This is a genomic window from Nocardioides anomalus, from assembly GCF_011046535.1.
Classification (GTDB): Bacteria; Actinomycetota; Actinomycetes; order Propionibacteriales; family Nocardioidaceae; genus Nocardioides; species Nocardioides anomalus.
Map to the genome: position 1 here is coordinate 3,085,503 of NZ_CP049257.1, position 19,967 is coordinate 3,105,469.

Genomic DNA, 19,967 nt, shown 5'->3' on the forward strand with positions numbered 1-19,967 from the left:
ACCTCTCATCAACTGAAGCGACGCGCGCGTGGACGGGGAAGTCACGCGCCGTTCAGGTCGGGCGGGTTCTCGCGAGTCGTACGGCGGACGTCCGCGAGCAGATGCGCGATGAGTGTAGTCGCTGAGTCGACCAGTGCCGCATCCGACACGTCGTCCGGGCGCGGCCGGTCAGGGGGCTGCGCGGGCACCAGGAGCTGCTCCACGTCGCCCACCACGTGGTAGCCGCGGCGCCGGATGATGCCGACCGCGCGCTCGGCGCGCTCGCGGCAGTCGGCGACCTGCTCGTCGTCCGCGCCGAGCCGCTCCCCCGCCTGGCGGACCAGGTGCTGCTCGGCCAGGTAGCCCCGGATCCAGGTGCCCCGGTCCACCGGCTTGCGGAAGTCGGTCAGGTGCGGGTTCACCCGCCGCAGCAGCTCGATCTGCACCACGCCCAGCGCGGGGTTGCGCGGCTCGTCCGGGGCGTCGTAGCGCTCCGCGGCCAGCCCGAGGACGCCCGCGAAGTTGCGCCAGTGCTGGTCGCGCGGGGCCCCGGGCCCGGGCATGGGGAGCACGTGGACGTGCTCGGGCGCGACGTGGCGCCCCCAGCGCCGCAGCACCCCGCCGAGGTCCCAGGTGCGCCAGCCGAACTCACCGGCGCTCCCCCGGCCGCCGAGGCCGCGCCCACTCACCGCGGTCAGCGGCTCGGTGCCACCGTTCTTGACGTACTCCGCCCAGCCGGCGGTCAGCATGCCGAGGGTGTCGCGCGCGGTGACGACCACGTGCACCTCGGCGGGGGCCAGGGCCGCGACCAGGCGGCCGGCCTGCTCGCGGCTCGCGCCGCACATGAACTCGTGGGTCAGCAGGGCCGGCCCGCGGTGCCGCTGGACCTCGTCGAGCAAGCGGGCCAGCGCGCCCGGCGCCTCCGGGCTCCGGCGCTCCAGGTGCGGCCGCTCCTGCAGCTCCAGGGCCGCCCACAGGTGCTCGCGGTGCCCGCTGCCCGGCAGCAGGAACCCGTCGCGGGCCAGCTGCGCGCGCGAGGCCCAGAGCACCGACTGGAGATAGGTGGTGCCGGTCTTGGGCAGCCCGATGTGGAGGAAGACCTGGTTGGCCATGGCGGCTGTCGGTCAGACGCTCTGGCGGTACTTCTCGAGCAGCGCCGCGAGCTTCTCCTCGTCGCGCGCCGCCACCGGCAGCAGCAGCTCGGTCACGATGTCGGTGAGCTCGGCCAGCCGGATGTTGAGGGCGCGGCACTCCTGCACCTCGGCCTCGAGCCGGGCCACCCGCCGCCGCAGCTGGACGGCCTCACGCACGCGCTCGATCATGGGCACCTCTCCGTCAACGGGTCCACTCCACGACCAGTCGGGCCACCCGGGTGGGTCGCGCCGCGTCGGACACCGCGATCTTCTCGCGGTGCACGATCGTCGCACCAGTCGCCTCCAGCTCCGCGACGAGGGCGGGCAGGCGGCGGCGCTTGACGTGCAGCCGCTTGGCGTAGCCGTCGTCGCCGAAGCGCGCCAGGAACTCCAGGTACAGCCGGCCGCCGCCCTCCCCCGCCAGGGCCATCCGGGCCAGCCGGTAGAGGTGCGCCCGCGCCGCGGGGTCGAGGGTGTCGACCAGGTGGCGCGCCACCAGCAGCCGCGGCCCCGGGCGCCGGGCCAGCTCGGCCCCGGCGGGCAGGACGTCGCGCAGCTCGAGCAGGTTGCAGCGCCAGAACTCCGCCCCCGGCACGCCGCGCGCCGCGGCCGCGGCGTAGGAGCGCGGCTGGAAGTCCAGGCCAACCGACGCCACCCCGCGCCCGGCCATCCACAGCACGTCGGCGCCCCGGCCGCAGCCGAGGTCGACGTACGTCGCGGCGTCGGGCTCGCGCTCGGCGGCCCAGGCCACCAGGTCCGACGGCTCGGTGGGCAGCGGCGGCTGGGTGCGGGAGTAGACGCGGTCCCACTTCGCGCGACCGGCGCGCAGCCCCCGGAACCAGCCGTTGAGCCGGCGCACGGTCTCCAGCGGCGGCGCGAAGTGGAAGGCCGGGTCGGGGATCCGCCACGACGCGCCGTACATCGCGGCCAGCACCCGCTCGGGGTCGGCCGGCGCCGGGAAGGTGCGGCCCTCGAGGGTGGTGGTGCCGAGCGGGTAGATCGCGGACTCCTCGAACGGCTCCCGGATCTCGCCCATGAGGTGCAGGTGGCCGTCCATGAGGAAGCCGCCGAAGACGTCGAGGCCGCGCACGTGGCCGTCGCCCTCGTCGACGTCGACCTTGAAGGCCAGCGCCGAGTAGCGGGTGATCCGGTAGCCGCGCTCGACCAGGGCCCGCTGGATCCGGAACGACTCGCGGATCACGTCGACCGGGTGGGTCAGGTGACTGACGTAGCCGAGGTCGGCGTCGCTGTCGTTGCCGATGACCACCCCGTCGCGGACCGCGCCGAGCAGCGTGCCGTAGGCGAGGAACGCCTCCACCCCGACCGCGCGCAGCGCGCTCAGCACCTCGTCGATCGCGTCGAGCATCGGCTCGAGCTCCGCGCGGCTGCGGGTGTCGAAGGCGACGACGCGGCGCAGGTACTTGTCCAGGCTGATCGGCTGGCCCTGGTCGTTGACCACCTCGACGCGGCCCGCGCCCCGACCGAAGCGGACCTCGTCGCGGAACAGCTCGGCCCCCGTCCGGGTGACGACGACCCGCACCTCGGCGGTGCCGTCGAGGAACTCGCGCAGCGTCTTGGGCCAGGCGAAGAACCACTCCTCGCCCTCGCCCACGCCGTCGCGCTGGAGCCAGAACGACAGGATCCGCCGCTCGTCGAAGTGCACGTCCAGGACGACCTCGTCGCGCGAGCGCGCGGTGATCCCGCGCTCGTCGACGCGGACGTCGCGCACCTGGACGCCGCCGCCGTCGCCGCCGCCGTCGCCGCCGCGGCTGCGGCCGAGGGACCGCAGCCCCGGGACCCGGCGGGCGGCGGTGCTCATGACCGGCGAGCCTAGGGCACGACCCGGATCGGCCCGGACCCAACCGATTTCGTGCGGGCTGCGTCTCCGTGGTGAGGTTTCCCCTCGACGACGACCCCTGTTCCCGACCACGACCAGCATTGGGTGCGCATGTCCTCGGTCCGCAGAACCCCGGTCGCCGCTGTCGCGGTGTCCGCCCTCGTCCTCGCCCTGGCGATGACGCTCCTGGCCTCGGTGGCCGACGGCGCCTCCGGGCTCCCGTCGGGGCAGCGCGCGAAGGCGTCCGCCGACACCCGGTGGGAGCCCGGCCACAGCAAGGCCGGCCGGGCCAAGGTGGAGGCGCAGCGCGAGCGGCGCGCCCAGGTGCGCGGCGCGCGGTTCCGCGCCTTCCACGACCGCATCCTCGGCGCCCAGCCGGTGCTGTCCTACCGGGGCGCCGCGGACCCCACCGTGGCGCGCTACGCCGGCGGCTGGGTGGCGATCTCGACCGGACCGGGCGCCCCGCGGGCTGTGGCGCCGGCGCCGGGTGGGCCGTGGACCAACATCCCCTCCGCCCTCACCGTGCAGCCGAGCTGGGCCATCAGCGGGCGCTACTGGGCCTCGGACCTGGTCCAGGTGGGCGGCGTGTGGCTGCTCTACTTCTCCGCCGAGGTCGCCGGGCTCGGCATCGACGGGCGCTGCATCGGGGTGGCCACCGCGACCGACCCGACCGGCGCGTTCGTCCCCGACGAGACGCCGCTGGTCTGCCCGAAGCAGGCCGCCACTCCCCGGGCGTACGACCGGATCAAGCGGCGCGGCAAGGACCTGCCGGTGGCCGGGGTCATCGACCCGGACCACTTCAAGGACAAGGGCGGGAAGCAGTACCTCACCTACCGCACCCAGAGCACCCCGTCGACGATCCGCATCGTCGAGCTGCCGGACACCGGGCGGCCGGTCGGCTCCGCGCGCAGCAGCGAGCTGGTGCGCCGCGGCGGCGTGATCGAGAACCCGACCCTGCTGCGGCGCGGTCGTCAGTACCTCCTGCTCACCTCCGAGGGCGACTTCCGCAAGTGCGGCTACAAGACGACCTTCCGCCGCAGCGCCTCGCTGCTGGACTGGTCGCGCGCCAAGCGGCAGGTGCTGGTCGACAGCAAGAAGAGCGGGTTGTGCGGGCCCGGTGGCGCGGACCTCAGCACCGGCCCGAACGGCGAGCCGCTGCTGTTCTTCCACGCCTGGACCTGCCCCGAGCTCGGCGGCAACTGCCCGAGCGGGACGACCTACAACCGCGACAACCTCTACGACGCACGCCGGTCGATGTTCGCGGCCACGCTGCGCTTCACCAGCCGGCAGTCGCCACGCATCGCGGCGTACGTGACGCCGATCCTGCCGCCGCCGCCCCCGCCGACCCCCACGCCGACGCCCACCGTGTCGGTCTCGCCGACCACGACGGTCAGCGCCGCACCGCGGCCCTGAGGCTCACTCGCTGTCGTCGCTGGTGGCGTCGCTCGGGCTGGCGTCGTCGCTCGGGTCCTCGGTCGGGTAGCCCGGCGGGGTCGAGGCGAGCGGCTCCTGCTCGATGTAGCCCTGGGCGAAGACGAACGGGTGGTCGGTGACCCGGCCGGTGATGCCCTGGCTGGCGCTGGTGAACTCCTGCCAGTCCACGCCCGAGCCGAAGATCCAGTCGACGTCCATCCGGTCGGGCGGCTGGCAGGAGCCGTCGGCGCTGCCGCCGTTCGCGGCCTCGAGGGCCGTCTGGCCAACCAGCGGGCAGAACGCCTCGGCGCGGTCGTTGTAGTCGCCGGTGAACACGACCGGGGTGCCGTCGGCGTGCAGCTCGTTGGCCAGCTGCACCTCGATGCTGATGGCGGCCGCGCGCCAGCGGGCGTTGTTGCCGTGCGCCGGGGTCGTCGCGGGGTTCTGGGTGTTGAAGAACCACACCTCGCGGTCGGAGGCGATGTTGCGGAGCTTGACCACGGGCCGGCGGATGACCTGGCCGCCGAAGTAGGGGATGCCGACGCTGTTGGCCTCGACCAGCTCCCACACGTCGGGGTCCCACGCGATGGAGTAGCGGATCGAGCCGCGGTCGAGCGTGGGACCGGGGTAGGCGTCCCAACCCGACAGCGCGCGCATCCGGCCGTACTGCACGTCCTCCAGCTCCTGGAAGCCGACGACCGACAGGTCCGCCTGGGAGATCAGCGACCAGGCCCAGCCCATCCGGGTGTAGCCCGAGGCCCAGCCCTTGCGGTTGCCGCCGGGGGCCGTGTGGGAGCTGCCGAGCACGTTGAGGCTCCCGACCCGGAACGTCGTCTCGTCGGCGAGCCCGCGGCGCAGCCAGTCCAGGCTGCGCTTGAGCTCGCGGGCGTCCTTGACGTCCTGGGGCGGCACGTCGGTGACGACCTGGGTCGGGCTCGCGGAGGGTGTGGCCGACGGCTCCGCCGAGGGGTCCTCGCCCGTGTCACCCGAGCGGTCCTCGCCGCCGGAGCTGCCGTCGGAGCCGACGCGCGGCGCCGGACCGTCGGCACTGGTGGTGTCCTCGTCGGTGCCGCTGTCGCTGCTGCCGCCGATCATGCCCGTGGCCCCGCCGACGAAGAACACGACGAAGGCCAGGACGACGACCACGGCGCCGGCGACCTGCAGGTGGGCCAGCCAGCGGGAGCGCGGCACGGCGTGCTTGGACACGGCCCCCTCCCAGGCACCTGTGCGGGGTCGCCCGAAGGGGCCCCGCGCGACGGACATCGGCTCCGACAGGTTACCCCGCGCGAGGGGCACCCATCCCCCAGTTGACGGTTCTCGCGGCCGATGCGTTCCCTCGTCCGGGCGCCCGGCACCGGTAGCGTGAGCGCGTGAGCACGGCCCCCTCCCGCGTCTTCGCGGCCCGACTGGTCGGCCTGCCGATCTTCGACCCCCAGGGGGACCAGGTCGGGAAGGTGCGCGACCTGGTCGTCGCCATCCGCTCCGAGACCAGCCAGCCGCGGGTCCTGGGCATGGTGGGCGAGGTCTTCGGACGACGTCGGATCTTCGTGCCGATGACCCGCGTGACCAACATCGACGCCGGGCAGGTCTACACGACCGGGCTGCTCAACATGCGCCGCTTCGAGCAGCGCTCCACCGAGACCCTGGTCATGGGCGAGCTGCTCGACCGCAAGGTCACCATCACCACCACCGGTGTCCAGGGCACGGTCTACGACGTCGGCATGGAGCAGGCGCGCAACCGCGACTGGGTGCTCAGCCGGGTCGCGGTCCAGGAGCCGGCCAAGGGTCTGCGCCGCCGGGGCCAGACCCACGTCGTGGAATGGGGCGAGGTCGAGGGCCTGACCCGGCGCGAGCCGGCCCAGGCCGCCACCCAGCTCATCCACGCCCTCAACGAGCTGCGCCCGGCCGACGCCGCGAGCGTGATCCACGACCTGCCGCCCGAGCGGCGCACCGCGGTCGTGGCCGCGCTGACCGACGAGCGGCTGGCCGACGTGCTTGAGGAGCTCCCCGAGGAGGACCAGGTCGAGATCCTGGGCAACCTCGCCGACGAGCGCGCCGCGGACGTGCTCGAGGAGATGGACCCCGACGACGCCGCCGACCTCATCGCCGAGCTCCCGCCGGAGACCGCCGAGGTGCTCCTGGAGCTGATGGAGCCGGACGAGGCCGAGGACGTCAAGCGGCTGATGGCCTACGTCGAGAACACCGCCGGCGCGATGATGACCTCCGAGCCGGTCATCCTCGGCCCGGACGCCACGGTGGCCGACGCGCTGGCCCACGTGCGCAACCCCGACCTCACCCCCGCGCTGGCCGCGCTGGTCTACGTCTGCCGCCCGCCGCTGGAGACGCCCACCGGGCGCTTCCTGGGCGTCGCGCACATCCAGCGGCTGCTGCGCGAGCCGCCGTCCTCGCTCGTGGCCGGCGTGCTCGACGAGTCGATGGAGAACCTCCGCTCGGAGGCGACCATCGACGAGGTCGCGGCCCACCTCGCGACGTACAACCTGGTCGCGGCGCCGGTCGTGGACGAGAACGGCCACCTCATCGGCGCGGTCACCGTCGACGACCTGCTCGACCACATGCTCCCGGAGAACTGGCGCGACCGGGCGGTGCGCAGTGGCTGACTCCACCCGCCGGGCCCGGCTGGACACCCCGCGCGACGTGCGGCGCCAGCTGGTCCGGCGGCCGACCCGCGACTCCGACCGGTTCGGCGTCTTCGCCGAGCAGTTCGCGCGGTTCATGGGGACCGCGACCTTCCTGCTCTACATGACGCTGTTCGTCGTCATCTGGATGCTCTGGAACGTCGCCGCCCCGGACTCCTGGCGCTTCGACGAGTTCCCCTTCATCTTCCTCACCCTGATGCTCTCGCTCCAGGCGTCGTACGCCGCGCCGCTGATCCTGCTCGCCCAGAACCGCCAGGAGGCGCGCGACCGGGTCATCGCCGAGCAGGACCGGCAGGCCGACGCGCGGGCGCACGCCGACATGGAGTTCCTGGCTCGCGAGGTGGCCTCGCTGCGCATGGCCGTCGGCGAGGTGGCGACCCGCGACTTCCTGCGCTCCGAGCTCCGCTCGCTGCTCGCCGACCTCGAGGAGCGATCCGTTCCGGGCGACCGCTCCGAAGACCCTGCGGAGGACGTCGCGCCGAGCTGACTCGGGTGACGGGATCAACACCGACCGCACAGGGAGCGTGCCGTGGCAGCAACTAGGCTGGAGCTCTCATGAACACTGCCCTCCTGGACCAGGTCCGCGCCGCGCTCGGCACCGTCAACGACCCCGAGATCAAGCGCCCGATCACCGACCTCGGGATGGTGGACTCGGTCGAGGTCTCGCCGTCGGGCGAGGTGGCGCTGCACGTGCTGCTGACCGTGGCCGGCTGCCCGCTCAAGGACACCATCAACCGCGACGTGAACGCCGCCGTCCGGGCCGTCCCCGGCGTCACCGACGTCTCGCTCTCGCTCGGCGTGATGAGCCCCGAGCAGCGCGCCGGCCTCAAGGACAAGCTCAGCGACGGCAAGGCCCAGCGCGACATCCAGTTCGCGCAGCCGGGCTCGCTGACCAAGGTCTTCGCGATCGCCTCCGGCAAGGGCGGCGTCGGCAAGTCCTCGGTGACGGTCAACCTGGCGCTGGCCATGGCCGCCCAGGGCCTCAAGGTCGGCGTGGTCGACGCCGACATCTACGGTCACTCGGTGCCGGCCATGCTCGGCGTGGCCGACGCCAGGCCCACCCAGGTCGAGGACCTGATCATGCCGGTCCCCACCGAGTCCGGTGTCTCGGTCATCTCCATCGGCATGCTCAAGCCGCGCCGTGACCAGGTCGTCGCCTGGCGCGGGCCGATGCTCGACCGCGCGCTGGTCCAGATGCTCGCCGACGTCTACTGGGGCGACCTCGACGTGCTGCTCCTGGACCTCCCGCCCGGCACCGGCGACGTCGCCATCTCGCTGGGCCAGCACCTGCCCGGCGCTGAGGTCGTCGTGGTGACCACGCCGCAGGAGGCCGCGGCCGAGGTGGCCGAGCGGGCCGGCACCATGGCCTCGATGATGCACCAGCGTGTCGTCGGCGTCGTGGAGAACATGTCCTTCCTCCCGTGCCCGCACTGCCCGCCCGAGGCCGACCACCGGCTCGAGGTCTTCGGTGCCGGCGGCGGCGACCGGGTCGCACAGACGCTGTCGCAGCGCTTCGGCTACGACGTCCCCGTGCTCGGCCGGATTCCGCTCGACGTGGCCCTGCGCGAGGGCGGCGACGTCGGCGCCCCGATCGTCACCGCCGACCCGACCGCCCCGTCGGCCCAGGTGCTGCGCTCGGTCGCGGAGACCCTCGCTGGTCGCGGCCGCGGCCTGGCCGGCATGCAGCTCGGGCTCACGCCCGCCGGCCGGCTCTAGGCTGCCGGCGTGTTCGGGATCGGGCTGCCGGAGCTCGCCGTCATCATGCTGGTGGCGGTGCTCGTCTTCGGTCCCGACAAGCTGCCTGACTTCGCCCGCCAGGCCGGGCAGCTGATGCGCAAGGCCAAGCAGTTCGCCGACTCCGCCCGCGACGAGCTCCGCGAGGAGCTCGGCCCGGAGTACGCCGACCTCGAGCTGCGCGACCTCGACCCCCGCACCATCGTGCGCAAGCACATCATCGAGGCGATGAACGACGCCGAGGAGGACGCCAAGCCCAAGCGGCGCGGGCTGCGCCCGCTGCGCCCGGGCGAGCTCCCGCCGTACGACCTCGACGCGACCTGAGGTCCAGGCCGGGTCAGTCGGCGGTCACGCCGAGGTCGGCGTAGCGGAGCTGGTCGCCGGGCGCGAGGTGCCCGGCGTACCACCCGGCCAGGCCGGAGCGCTCCGGCGCGCTCACCCACGCGGTGTGCCCCGGGTCGTCCCAGGCCGGCTCCGGCTCGCGGCGCGGCAGCCAGACCTTGAAACCGAGCCGCTCCCCCTCCGCGCGCAGGCAGATCCGCCAGGGGAAGGCGCGCACCCGCTCGCCGTCCTGCGAGACCACGCCGCTCATGTCGAACTGACCCAGCGTGGTGAACTCCTGACCGCGCCAGCTGAGCAGGTTGATCCACCACGTCGCGTGGCCGAAGACGTTCTTGGTCAGGGTCAGCGCCCGCAGCGGTCCGCCGTGGGGTCGGCTGACCCGCACGGCGAGGCCCTGCTGGTTGGACCAGTTCGTCTCGCGCACCCAGGTGGCGCACACGGTCTGGTCGCGGGCCGGGCGGGCGCCGCGCGGGACGAGCACCTGTCGGCGGTTCCAGAACGGCGGGACGACCCCGGTCGGCGCGAGGCCGGTGATGGTCACGCCCCGGCCCTCGGTCGCCACGGCGAACCGCTCGGGGCCGGACGTCAGGACCCGCCAGGCGAAGCCGGCGGGCGGCGCGGCACTGCCGACCGGGGCCGAGGCCGCCCCGGTGAGGAGCAGCAACCCGGCCACGAGGACTGGTCCCAGACGCCTCATGCGGCAGCCCCGGGTCGGGACTGCACGGCGGCCAGGTGAGCCGTGGCGACCAGGACCACCCGGGCCGCCGCGCCCGCGGCCAGCTCCACGAAGTCCGCGCCGACGCGCAGCAGCGTGCCGTCGTGGCGGCGGCCGTCGGTGAGGTGCAGCGCGCAGGGCTCGGCCCCGTCGGCCAGCCGGGCCAGGGCGGCGGTCAGGCTCAGCCGGGTCAGCGCCGGCCAGGCGACCTCGGGCACCGAGCGGTCGGAGACGCCGTGTGCGGCGGCGACGGCGTGGTGCGGCACCACCCACTCCTGACCGGGGCCGCGCAGCAGCGACCAGCCGTCGCCGACCCGGGTCAGGCGGCCGGTGACCGCCCCGACGCCGACCAGCTCCAGCGTGAGCTCGAGGTCGGTGCTGGCCACGAGCCGGGAGGACAGGGTGACCTCCTGGTACGCCGTGCGGCTGCGGTCGAGCAGGTCGGGCGCGCGCTCGGCGTCGTACAACGCCGCCGCCTGACCCTCGAGGTCGTCGAGGTAGGCGAAGAGCTCGTCCTCCCAGGCCACCCCCCGACCCTGCCACGTCTCGGGCCTGTGGAGGAGGCCTTGACGCTTCGCGCCAACGAGCGTTGACTGATGCAAACACAAGCAAACGCAAGGATCTCGGGATGTCGCCAGCCGATGCCGCACCGCGCACGCGGTGCCTCGCTGTCGCAGCCACCGGCACCGCGGCCGGCTGGGGGGCGGCCGCGGTGCTGGTCCGGGCGCTGGCCGGCACGGCGCCGGCCACGGCGGACCAGGCGCTGGTCCGGCTCTGCCTGGGCGCCCTGGTGCTGGCCGTGGCCTGGGGCTGGGTCCAGCTGCTGGCCGGTGTCGCCGACGCCTGGCGCGGCGCCGCACACCGGCCCGGCGCCGGGACCGCGTGCGCGGTGCGCCGACTGGCCCTGGTCGCGTGCGGCGCGGCCGTCACCGGCGGGCTGACCGCGCTCGGCGGCGTCGCCGGGGCGGACCCGGGCGTCGACCCGGGCGTCCACCCGGTCGTCCGGCACGACCGGCCGGTCGACGCGCTGCGCGGGCTGCCGCTCCCCGAGCGGGCCGTCGGCCCGGCGCACGTGCTCCGGGCCGACGTCGTCGTGGTCCGCGCCGGCGACACCCTCTGGCGACTGGCCGAGCGCCGCCTGCAACCGACCGCGTCCGACCGCGAGGTCACCGCGGCCTGGCACCGCCTCTACGCCGCCAACCGGTCCGTCGTCGGACCGGACCCCGACGTGCTCCACCCCGGGCAGGTCCTGCGACCCGCCCCACCAGTCACCACCACCACGAACGAGGAGGACCGATGACCGTCACCCCGCTCCGCCGGGTCCCCCTGGCCTCGGTGCAGGGCACCCTGGCCCTGGACCTGACCCCCCGCCACGCGCCACCGGCCGTCGTGCGCCGGGCGGCGCGGGCCGTGGTCGCCGACGTCGTGCCGATCGACCCGCCCCGGCGCGACCACCTCGAGCAGTGGGTGCACCGCTTCGTGCAGGCCGCGGTGGAGATCGTCGGCGGCGACCGGCCCGTGAGCCAGCTGCTGCGCTGGACCTCCCGCGCCGTGCACGACGACCTGCACCGCCGCGCGGTCCTGGTCGCGCGGGCCGGCGGCCACGCCCCCGGCGTGCAGCGCGCCCAACCCGTCCGGCCGCTCGTGGTGAGCGTGCACACGAGCTTCCTCACCCCGCAGGTGGCCGAGGCCAGCGCCCGGGTGCGGTACGGCGCCCGCTCGCGCGCCGTCGCGGTGCGGTTCGAGCACCGCGAGGAGCACTGGGTGTGCACCGCGCTGGAGTTCGCCTGAGCGGCCCCGTCGCTCAGACGAAGGGGCGCACCCAGGTGGCGCGGCCCTCGTCGAGGGCGAGCTCGGCGTCGGCCGCGGCGGCGGCCTCGGGGTCGTGGGTGGCCAGCACCACCGCCGCACCCCGCTCGACCGCGGCCCGCAGTGCCCGGAGGACGACCTCGCGGTTGCCGCTGTCCAGCTCGCTGGTCGCCTCATCGGCCAACAACAGCTCCGGCCACGCCGCCAGGGCCCGGGCCACCGCCACCCGCTGCGCCTGACCACCCGACAGCTCCTCGACCAGGTGCTCGCCCCAGTCCCCGAGCCCGACGGTGTCCAGGGCCTCCCCAGCCCGGGCCGCGGCGTCGGCCGGGTCGTGGCCCTGGGCCAGCAGCGGCACCACCACGTTCTCGCGCGCGGTCAGCACCGCGGCCAGCCCGTTGCCCTGCGGGGCCAGCACCACCCCCCGCGCCGCCGCCTCCGGCCGCGTCCCCACCGGGGTGCCGTCGACCAGCACCCGCCCGCGGTCCGGGACCAGCGCCCCGGCCATCGCCCACAACAGCGTGGTCTTCCCCGCCCCCGACGGGCCGGTCACCGCCAGCACCCGTCCCGCCGGCACCACCACACTCACGCCCTTCAGGGCGTCCACGTCGCCGTAGCGGACCTCGACGTCCGCCACTTCCAACCGGGGGACGGTCACGATTCGTCCACCCCGTCCTGCTTCCCGGTCTGCTCCCCGTCGGCCTCGACGCGCAGGTGGTAGACGCCGTCCTCCAGCTCGAAGCGCACCAGGGTCCCGGGCGCGAGCAGCTCCAGGGCGTGACCGGGAAGCGGGAGGAACCCGTCGGCGGTCACCACGGCGTACTCCTCCCCCGCCCGACCCTCGCCCCCGATCCGGCCGTCGCGGATCGTCACCGTGCGCGGCACCCACCGCGCCACGTCCGCGTCGTGGGTCACCAGCACCACCGTCGTGCCGAGCTGCTGGTTCACCCTCGCCAACGCCGCCAGCACCAGCTCGCGCGCCCCGTGGTCCAACCGGCTGGTCGGCTCGTCCGCCAACAGCAACCCCGGCGCGGTGGCCAGCACCACCGCCAACGTCACCAGCTGCAGTTGGCCCGGGGTGAACGACGACAACGGCTCCCGACCCACGTCGGCCAGCCCCACCGTGCCCAACAGCTCCGGCGCCCCCGGAAGGTGCGCGTCGCCACCCGCGGCTCGGCGGGCGGCGTGCTGGGCGAACGCGATGTTCTCCTCCGCGGTCAGGAACGGCAGCAGGTTGCGCGCCGCGCCCTGCAGCATCAACGACACCCCCGACGCGTGCAACCGGTCCAGCTCCGGCTGCGCCGCCTTGGTCAGGTCCAGGTCACCCACCAGCACGCTGCCCGCGGTCGGCCGGAACAAGCCGGCCAGCAACGAGAGCAACGTCGACTTCCCCGCGCCGGACGGACCCAGGAGCGCCACCATCTCCCCGGCCCGCACACTCAGGTCCACCCCCGCCAGCGCGGCCACGTCGCGCCCCTCACCGCGGTACACGTGCACCAGCCCCCGTGTGCGCACGCTCAGGCCTCGACGGGCCGGCGGCGCAGCAGCCGTCTCGAGCAGCATCAGCCCCCCTCCCGGATCCGGTCGTAACGCGCCCGGCCCACGGTCCAGCGCGAGGCCACCACCGCGACGACCAGGAGGAGCAGCAGGGCCGCAGCCGCTGCGGCCAGGACCAGGGCCCACGGCGTCGAGAAGTCGGTGGTGTCCACCTCGGGCGCCTCGGTGAACTGGCGCACCGCGGGCAGCGCGACCACGGCCGCGACCACCCCGCAGGCCGCGCCGGCCACCGCGCCGGTGACGACCACGGGGAGCTGGCCCAGCAGCTCGAGGCGGCGCACGGCGCGGTCGGGCAACCCGGCCATGCGCAGCGCGGCGAGGTCGGTGGCCCGGGCCCGCCAGGAGGTCGCGGTCGCCACGACCATCACCAGCACGGTCACCAGGACCGCGGCGCCGCCGACGAGGACCGAGAGGGCCAGGCTCCACGCGGCCGGCGTCGCGTCGTACGTCGTGCGCAGCTCCCCGACCGACGTGACGTCGCCGAGCTCGACGCCGCGGGCGCGCAGCTCCTCGCGCACGGAGTCCAGGGCCCCGGCGTCGTCGGACCACACCTGCACGGAGTCGGTGGCCTCGAGCTCGTCGGAGCGGCGCAGCAGCCCGTCGAGGTCGACCAGGCGCGCGCCGGTCGTGCCGCCGGGCAGGCGCGGCAGCCGCCCGACCACCGTCATCGGGACGTCCCCGCCCAGGCCGGCCGCGGCGAAGTCGTCGTCCACGACGGTGGTCACCACCGCGGGCACCGGGTCGGGAACCCACGCGTTGAGCAGGAACGGCGGCGCCGAGCCGGTGGTCGCGGCGTTGAGGCCCAGGGCGCCGTCGGCGTCGACGTACGGCTCGACCACGCCGCCGTCCCCGCTCGCGCGGCGCCAGCCGCCCGCCCCGCCGAGGTCGACCGGCTGCCCGGACAGGCTCAGGTCGTGCGGGACCACGGTGCCGGACACCTCGAGCCCGGGCGGCGTCTTCAGCCCGAGGCCGGTGACGACGCAGCCCTCGGCACAGGGCACGTACGCCGAGAACGGCACCGAGCCCGCGGTGGTCGGCGTCGCCACCAGGTCGACGCGCGGGGTGCTGCCCGAGGGCAGCCGCACCTGGAGCTGCAGCGTGGTCGCGGCCGCCTGGCTCACCCCCACGCCCCGGAAGCTCAGGTCGGCGTCGACCGTGCCGCTCAGCTCGGCGCCGGTCAGCGTCAGGGGCGCCACGTCGGGTGCCTCGACGTCCTCCCAGTCGACCCGCCCGGGGTCGCTCAGGGGGAACGACGCCGTGCGGGCGAAGGCGACCGGGTCGACGGCCAGGGTCGGCCCGGCCCCGGCGCCGGCCGAGGTGCGCAGCACCGGGGTGAGGTGCTGACCGTCGGGGTCGGCCGCCGCCACCGCGGCGATGACGTCGGAGACCTCGCTCGCCTGCACGTCCATCGCGTAGCGGGCGCCGTTGGCCTGCTCGGCGGCGTTCTCGCGGTTGTGCTGGCCGGTCACCAGCGCGTCGACGCAGAAGACGAGGAGGGCGACGCCGACGACCACCATGACCAGGACCCGTCGGGTGGCCGGGCGGCGCACCGCGCTCACCAGGCCGGCCGCGGCCACCGCGTGCCCGCCGCGCAGCAGCCGGCGCACCACGAGGAGGGTGGCCGGTCGCAGACCGCGGGCCAGCAGCAGGGCGGCGGCGACGGCCAGCAGGGTGGGGGCCAGCGTGGCCAGCGGGCCCTCGAGCGTGCCGGAGACGAGCGCGACCACGGCGGTGAGCGAGAAGGCGACGAGCACGACCTCGACGACGCCCGTGCGGCCACGCGGCGGGACCGCCCTCAGCAGCGAGCCGACCGGCTCGCGCACCGCGCGCAGCGTCGCCACGAGGACGACGAGGGCCACCGCGAACGCCGCGGCAACCGCGGAGACCAGGTAGGCGTCGGGCGCCTCGAGCGGGACCGGCACGGGGAACATGACGGCGGCGATCGCGCGCACCAGCACGGGGGCCAGCAGGGCTCCCGCGAGGACGCCGGCCAGGGTCAGCGGGAGCAGCTCGGCCAGCAGGTACGTCGCGGCGCCGCGCCGGCCGCGACCGCGCAGCCGGGCCAGGGCGAGCTCCCCGCGCCGGTCGTCACCGGCGGCCACCAGCACCATCCACAGCACGACGGCGACGAGCACGAGGAGCTGGACCGACAGCACGACGACGGTGGTGCGGCCCTGGTCATCGCCGGTCGCCACCTCCCTGGCGAAGCTCGGCACGCTGCTGGTCACGCTGACCGGGGCTCCGGCGTCGGGTCGGCGGAGCTGCTCGGCGAGGCGGGCGACGGCGGGACCGAGGCGCAGCAGCTCGTCGTGGTCCACCGATGGGCCCAGGGGGAAGGCCGCCCCGTTGGTGACCGTGCCCCAGGCGTCTCCGGGGCGGGGGCCGTCCATGGTCGCCGGCGCGGTCACCCAGTCGTCGGTCAGGACACCGCGGTCCATGTCGACGACACCGACCCGGCCCTGCAGCGGGGCGGCCAGCCAGTCCGGGTCGCCGGACGGCTCGTAGACGCCGACGACGCTCACCCGCCCGTGGGCGGGCGGGCTGGGCGAGACCGGGTCCCGCGGCTCGTCCACCCGCACGCGCGCGCCGAGCGCCCAGCCGTTCTGCTCGGCGTCCGGCACGCTCACCATGACCTCACCCGCCTCGGACGGGCAGCGGCCCTGCACCACGTGCAGCCGCGTGCAGGCGTCGGCCACCGTGTAGAGCCGGGTCCCGATGGCGGTCCCTCCGCTCGGGCGGGTGGCCGAGACCTGCACGTAGCGGTAGGCCCGCGGCGCCGAGAACGACGCCCGGACGCCGGCCGGCACCAGCCCCTCGAGCTCCTCGGGGTCGCGGTCCTGTCCCCGCAGGACCAGACCCCGCTCCGGCGCGGTGGCGCCGGCGAGCACGGAGCCGGCGTACGCCTGCTCCATGGCCCGCTGGTAGAGCGGGCCGAGCCCCAGGCTGGTGGTCAGCAGGGCGGCCAGCGCCACCAGCGACAGCGCCTGCAGGCGGCGGTGGCGGATCCTGCTCCACACGCCAGCACGCCTCCCGCCCGATCCGACCTGCGCAGACGCTAGTCGGACCGGGCGGTCAGGAGGTCACGGTCAGGACACGATCCTCGCCCGACCGCGCCACGGGCTCAGCCGCCCGCGGCGCGGGCGGTGAGGCCGGTCGGACCGCCGGGGCGGCCGTGGCACATCTTGTACTTCTTGCCCGAGCCGCAGGGGCACTGGGCGTTGCGACCGACCTTGGCGAACGGGTCGTCCTCGGTCTTGACCGCACCGGCCTTGACCTCGGCCTCGCCGTCCTCGGAGGGCGCGGAGTAGGAGAGGTTCTGCGGCCGGCGCTCGTCCTCGAGCCCCTTGGCCTTGATCTGCGGGCTGCGGACGAACGCCGCGGCCGGCTCCTCGAGCTCCTCGTTGGGCGTCTCGGCCGGGCCGGACTCGATCACCGGCTCGTCGGCGACGACGTTCTCCGAGATGACCCGGCGCAGCGGCTCCTCGATCTCGATCTCGTCCTCGTCGATCTCACCGTCGCCGTCCTCGTCCTCGACGGAGACCTCGAGGTTGAACAGGAAGCCGACCGACTCCTCCTTGATGCCGTCCATCATGGCGGCGAACATGTCGAAGCCCTCGCGCTGGTACTCCACGAGCGGGTCGCGCTGGGAGTAGGCCCGCAGGTAGATGCCCTCGCGGAGGTAGTCCATCTCGTAGAGGTGCTCGCGCCACTTGCGGTCGAGCACCGAGAGCAGCACGCGCCGCTCGAGCTCGCGCATGACCTGCTCGCCGACCTCCTGCTCGCGGGTGTCGTAGGCGGTCTGGGCGTCCTTCTGCAGCTCGGCGATGAGCTCCTCGCGGTCGACGTTCGCCGCCCCGCCGTGCTCCTCCTGGATCGTCTGCCAGTCCAGCGAGACCGGCCAGATCTGCTTCAGGTCGGTCCAGAGCTGCTCGAGGTCCCACTCCTCCGCGAAGTCCTGGGTCGCGCCGGTGACGACGCCGGTGACGACGTCGTCGATGAAGGTGCGGACCTGCTCCTCGATGTCGGCGCCCTCGAGGACCTCGCGGCGCTCGCTGTAGATCACCTTGCGCTGACGGTCCATCACGTCGTCGTACTTGAGGACGTTCTTGCGCGACTCGAAGTTCTGCGACTCGACCTGGCCCTGGGCGTTGGCGATCGCGTTGGTCACGCGCTTGTTCTCGATGGGGACGTCGTCGGGGATCTTGAGGACCTGGAGCACCCGGTCGACCCAGTCGGACTTGAACAGGCGCATCAGCTCGTCCTGCAGCGACAGGTAGAACCGGGACTCCCCCGGGTCGCCCTGACGGCCGGAGCGACCGCGCAGCTGGTTGTCGATGCGGCGCGACTCGTGGCGCTCGGTGCCGATGACGTAGAGGCCGCCCAGCTCCTTGACCTCGTCGTGGTCGCGGCCGACCTGCTCCTTGACCTGCTCGAGCGTCGCGGGCCAGGCGGCTTCATACTCCTCGGGGTTCTCGACCGGGTCCAGGCCGCGCTCGCGCAGCTGCTGGTCGGCCAGGAACTCCACCGATCCGCCGAGCATGATGTCGGTGCCTCGACCGGCCATGTTGGTGGCCACCGTGACCGAGCCCTTGTGACCGGCGACCGCGACGACCTTGGCCTCGTCGGCGTGCTGCTTGGCGTTCAGCACGCTGTGCGGGACGCCGAGCTTCTTCAGCTTCTGGGAGAGGTACTCCGACTTCTCCACCGACACCGTGCCGACCAGGACCGGCTGGCCCTTCTCGTTGCGCGACCGGATGTCCTCGACGACCGCGTCGTACTTGGCCTCCTCGGTCCGGTAGACCAGGTCGGGCTGGTCGATGCGGGCCATCGGCTTGTTGGTCGGGATCGGGACCACGCCGAGCTTGTAGATCTTGTCGAACTCCGAGGCCTCGGTCATGGCCGTTCCGGTCATGCCGGAGAGCTTGTCGTAGAGGCGGAAGTAGTTCTGGAGCGTGATGGTGGCGAGGGTCTGGTACTCCTCGCGGACCTGGACCTTCTCCTTGGCCTCGATGGCCTGGTGCAGACCGTCGTTGTAGCGGCGCCCGGAGAGGATGCGGCCGGTGTGCTCGTCCACGATGAGCACCTCGCCGTTCATGACGACGTACTCCTTGTCGTTGTGGAACAGCTCCTTGGCCTTGATGCCGTTGTTGAGGAACGAGATCAGCGGGGTGTTGACCGACTCGTAGAGGTTCTCGATGCCGAGGTGGTCCTCCACCTTGGTGATGCCCGGCTCGAGGACCGAGATGGTCCGCTTCTTCTCGTCGACCTCGTAGTCGACGTCACGCTCGAGCTTGGCGACGATCTTGGCGAACTCGCCGTACCACTTGACCTCGTCCTGGGTCGGGCCGCTGATGATCAGCGGGGTGCGCGCCTCGTCGATGAGGATCGAGTCGACCTCGTCGACGATGGCGAAGTTGTGGCCGCGCTGGACGCACTCCTCGATGGAGCCCGCCATGTTGTCGCGCAGGTAGTCGAAGCCGAGCTCGTTGTTGGTGCCGTAGGTGATGTCGCAGGCGTAGGCCACCCGGCGCTCGGCCGGCGTCATCTGCGGCAGGATCACCCCGACGCTCAGGCCCAGGAAGTGGTGGACCCGGCCCATCCACTCCGACTGGTACTTCGCGAGGTAGTCGTTGACCGTGACGACGTGGACGCCCTTGCCGGCGACCGCGTTGAGGTAGGCCGGCAGCGTGGAGACCAGGGTCTTGCCCTCACCGGTCTTCATCTCGGCGATGTTGCCGAGGTGCAGCGCCGCGCCACCCATGACCTGGACGTCGAAGTGCCGCTGGCCGATGACCCGGCGCGCCGCCTCTCGAACCGTCGCGAACGCCTCGGGCATCAGGTCGTCGAGGTCCTCGCCCTTGGCCAGCCGCTCCCGGAACTCCGCGGTCATGCCCTGGAGCTCGGCGTCGCTCATCGCGACGAAGTCGTCCTCGATGGCGTTGACCGCCTGGGAGATGCCTTCGAGCTGGCGCAGGATCTTGCCCTCGCCGATGCGCAGGATCTTGTCGAGGATGGCAGGCACGGTGCAGATGCTCCTGGGTCGGGTACGGGTGGCGCGGAGGCGCACACAGGGGCGCCGAGGCGCCGTCGTTCATCGTAACGGCCGAACGGTGGTGAGCGTTCCTCGGCACATTGGTGTGCACAGGCGTTGACATCAATGACGCTTTTGGTGTCAACTGCCACTGACATGAAGACGACGCGCCCCTACACGATGACCGCCCGGGCCGAGGCCGCGGAGCGGACGCGGGTGGCCGTCCTCGACGCCCTGGTCGCCCTGGCCCTGCGCCGGCGGCTGGCCGACCTCTCCCTCGACGACGTGGCGGGCGAGGCCGGGGTCAGCGTCCAGACCGTGCTGCGGAAGTTCGGCAGCCGCGACGGCCTCGTCGAGGCCGCCCTCGCCCACGCGCTGCGGGTCGTCGACCAGGAGCGGCGTGCGCCGGTCGGCGACGTGAGCGCGGCGGTGGCGGTGGTCCTCGAGCACTACGAGCGGCTCGGCGACGGGGTCGTGCTGCTCCTCGCCCAGGAGCGCGACGACGCACAGGTGGCGCGCATCGTCACCCACGGCCGCGCGCTGCACCGCACGTGGACCGAGACGGTGTTCGCGCCGCACCTGCCCCCGGCCGGCCCGGGGCGCGAGGAGCTGGTCGACCTGCTCGCGGTCGCCACCGACGTCTACACCTGGCAGCAGCTGCGGCGTGACCGCGGCCTCGACCGGGCCACCACGACCGCGCGGATGCACCGCTTGGTCTCCGCTCTGCTCACCGCACCGACCCCACACCCCGAGGACTGAC

Annotated in this window: 18 protein-coding genes; 8 read left to right on the forward strand and 10 right to left on the reverse strand. The window is 73.9% G+C overall.

Features of this window, described 5'->3' with window-relative positions; translation table 11 throughout:
• Positions 1–41: 41 nt before the first annotated feature.
• The 3 genes from G5V58_RS15575 to G5V58_RS15585 are packed head-to-tail and all read right to left on the reverse strand — an operon-like array spanning position 42 to position 2,931.
• A complete protein-coding gene (locus G5V58_RS15575; RefSeq protein WP_165234592.1) occupies positions 42–1,091 on the reverse strand; it encodes a hypothetical protein in 1,050 nt (349 codons plus the stop codon).
• 12 nt (positions 1,092–1,103) lie between these two features.
• Positions 1,104–1,289, reverse strand: a complete 186-nt coding sequence (locus G5V58_RS15580; RefSeq protein WP_230486658.1) for a DUF6752 domain-containing protein — start codon at positions 1,287–1,289, stop codon at positions 1,104–1,106.
• A 25-nt stretch (positions 1,290–1,314) separates the two neighbouring features.
• Positions 1,315–2,931 carry a class I SAM-dependent methyltransferase gene (locus tag G5V58_RS15585; RefSeq protein ID WP_165234596.1) on the reverse strand — a complete coding sequence of 539 codons (1,617 nt, stop codon included), beginning with the start codon at positions 2,929–2,931 and terminating at the stop codon, positions 1,315–1,317.
• A 168-nt stretch (positions 2,932–3,099) separates the two neighbouring features.
• Between G5V58_RS15585 and G5V58_RS15590 the strand changes: the two genes are divergently transcribed.
• Positions 3,100–4,362 (forward strand): family 43 glycosylhydrolase, encoded by a 1,263-nt coding sequence (locus G5V58_RS15590; protein WP_165234598.1) that lies wholly within the window; start codon positions 3,100–3,102, stop codon positions 4,360–4,362.
• Between the two features lie 3 nt (positions 4,363–4,365).
• Here G5V58_RS15590 and G5V58_RS15595 read toward each other — a convergent pair whose 3' ends face one another.
• A complete protein-coding gene (locus G5V58_RS15595; protein WP_165234600.1) occupies positions 4,366–5,568 on the reverse strand; it encodes an endonuclease/exonuclease/phosphatase family protein in 1,203 nt (400 codons plus the stop codon).
• A gap of 164 nt (positions 5,569–5,732) precedes the next feature.
• Here G5V58_RS15595 and G5V58_RS15600 point away from each other — a divergent pair, with 164 nt between their 5' ends.
• The 4 genes from G5V58_RS15600 (at position 5,733) to G5V58_RS15615 (ending at position 9,077) form a co-directional block, all read left to right on the forward strand.
• Positions 5,733–6,980: a magnesium transporter MgtE N-terminal domain-containing protein gene (locus G5V58_RS15600; RefSeq protein WP_165234616.1), complete on the forward strand. Its 1,248-nt coding sequence runs from the start codon at positions 5,733–5,735 to the stop codon at positions 6,978–6,980.
• Positions 6,973–7,506 (forward strand): DUF1003 domain-containing protein, encoded by a 534-nt coding sequence (locus tag G5V58_RS15605; protein ID WP_165234619.1) that lies wholly within the window; start codon positions 6,973–6,975, stop codon positions 7,504–7,506. The genes G5V58_RS15600 and G5V58_RS15605 overlap by 8 nt, the downstream gene beginning before the upstream one ends.
• A 68-nt stretch (positions 7,507–7,574) precedes the next feature.
• On the forward strand, positions 7,575–8,735 hold the full coding sequence (locus tag G5V58_RS15610) for an Mrp/NBP35 family ATP-binding protein (protein ID WP_165234622.1): 1,161 nt from the start codon (positions 7,575–7,577) through the stop codon (positions 8,733–8,735).
• 9 nt (positions 8,736–8,744) lie between these two features.
• The gene (locus tag G5V58_RS15615) at positions 8,745–9,077 is read left to right on the forward strand and encodes a sec-independent translocase (RefSeq protein ID WP_165234625.1); all 333 of its coding nucleotides are present in this window, start codon (positions 8,745–8,747) and stop codon (positions 9,075–9,077) included.
• Positions 9,078–9,090: 13 nt separating this feature from the next.
• On the opposite strand, the gene G5V58_RS15620 is transcribed toward G5V58_RS15615, so the two are convergent.
• Both G5V58_RS15620 and G5V58_RS15625 read right to left on the reverse strand, forming a co-directional pair.
• A complete protein-coding gene (locus G5V58_RS15620) occupies positions 9,091–9,792 on the reverse strand; it encodes a hypothetical protein (RefSeq protein ID WP_165234627.1) in 702 nt (233 codons plus the stop codon).
• A complete protein-coding gene (locus tag G5V58_RS15625) occupies positions 9,789–10,337 on the reverse strand; it encodes a hypothetical protein (protein ID WP_165234630.1) in 549 nt (182 codons plus the stop codon). Before G5V58_RS15625 ends, G5V58_RS15620 begins: the two co-directional genes overlap by 4 nt.
• Positions 10,338–10,438: 101 nt before the next feature.
• Between G5V58_RS15625 and G5V58_RS15630 the strand changes: the two genes are divergently transcribed.
• A complete protein-coding gene (locus G5V58_RS15630; RefSeq protein ID WP_165234633.1) occupies positions 10,439–11,110 on the forward strand; it encodes a LysM peptidoglycan-binding domain-containing protein in 672 nt (223 codons plus the stop codon).
• The gene (locus tag G5V58_RS15635; protein ID WP_165234636.1) at positions 11,107–11,601 is read left to right on the forward strand and encodes an Rv3235 family protein; all 495 of its coding nucleotides are present in this window, start codon (positions 11,107–11,109) and stop codon (positions 11,599–11,601) included. The genes G5V58_RS15630 and G5V58_RS15635 overlap by 4 nt, the downstream gene beginning before the upstream one ends.
• Before the next feature lie 13 nt (positions 11,602–11,614).
• On the opposite strand, the gene G5V58_RS15640 is transcribed toward G5V58_RS15635, so the two are convergent.
• The 4 genes from G5V58_RS15640 to secA form a co-directional block, all read right to left on the reverse strand.
• On the reverse strand, positions 11,615–12,256 hold the full coding sequence (locus G5V58_RS15640; RefSeq protein WP_230487363.1) for an ATP-binding cassette domain-containing protein: 642 nt from the start codon (positions 12,254–12,256) through the stop codon (positions 11,615–11,617).
• Between the two features lie 17 nt (positions 12,257–12,273).
• Positions 12,274–13,134: an ABC transporter ATP-binding protein gene (locus G5V58_RS15645; protein ID WP_230486659.1), complete on the reverse strand. Its 861-nt coding sequence runs from the start codon at positions 13,132–13,134 to the stop codon at positions 12,274–12,276.
• Between the two features lie 47 nt (positions 13,135–13,181).
• Entirely contained in the window at positions 13,182–16,193 is a 3,012-nt protein-coding gene (locus G5V58_RS15650) for an FtsX-like permease family protein (protein WP_165234646.1), read from the reverse strand.
• A gap of 104 nt (positions 16,194–16,297) precedes the next feature.
• Positions 16,298–19,198 (reverse strand): preprotein translocase subunit SecA, encoded by a 2,901-nt coding sequence (secA, locus tag G5V58_RS15655; protein WP_165234649.1) that lies wholly within the window; start codon positions 19,196–19,198, stop codon positions 16,298–16,300.
• 165 nt (positions 19,199–19,363) lie between these two features.
• On the opposite strand from secA, the gene G5V58_RS15660 reads away from it, so the two are divergent.
• The gene (locus tag G5V58_RS15660; RefSeq protein ID WP_165234652.1) at positions 19,364–19,966 is read left to right on the forward strand and encodes a TetR/AcrR family transcriptional regulator; all 603 of its coding nucleotides are present in this window, start codon (positions 19,364–19,366) and stop codon (positions 19,964–19,966) included.
• The last annotated feature ends 1 nt before the right edge of the window (position 19,967 follow it).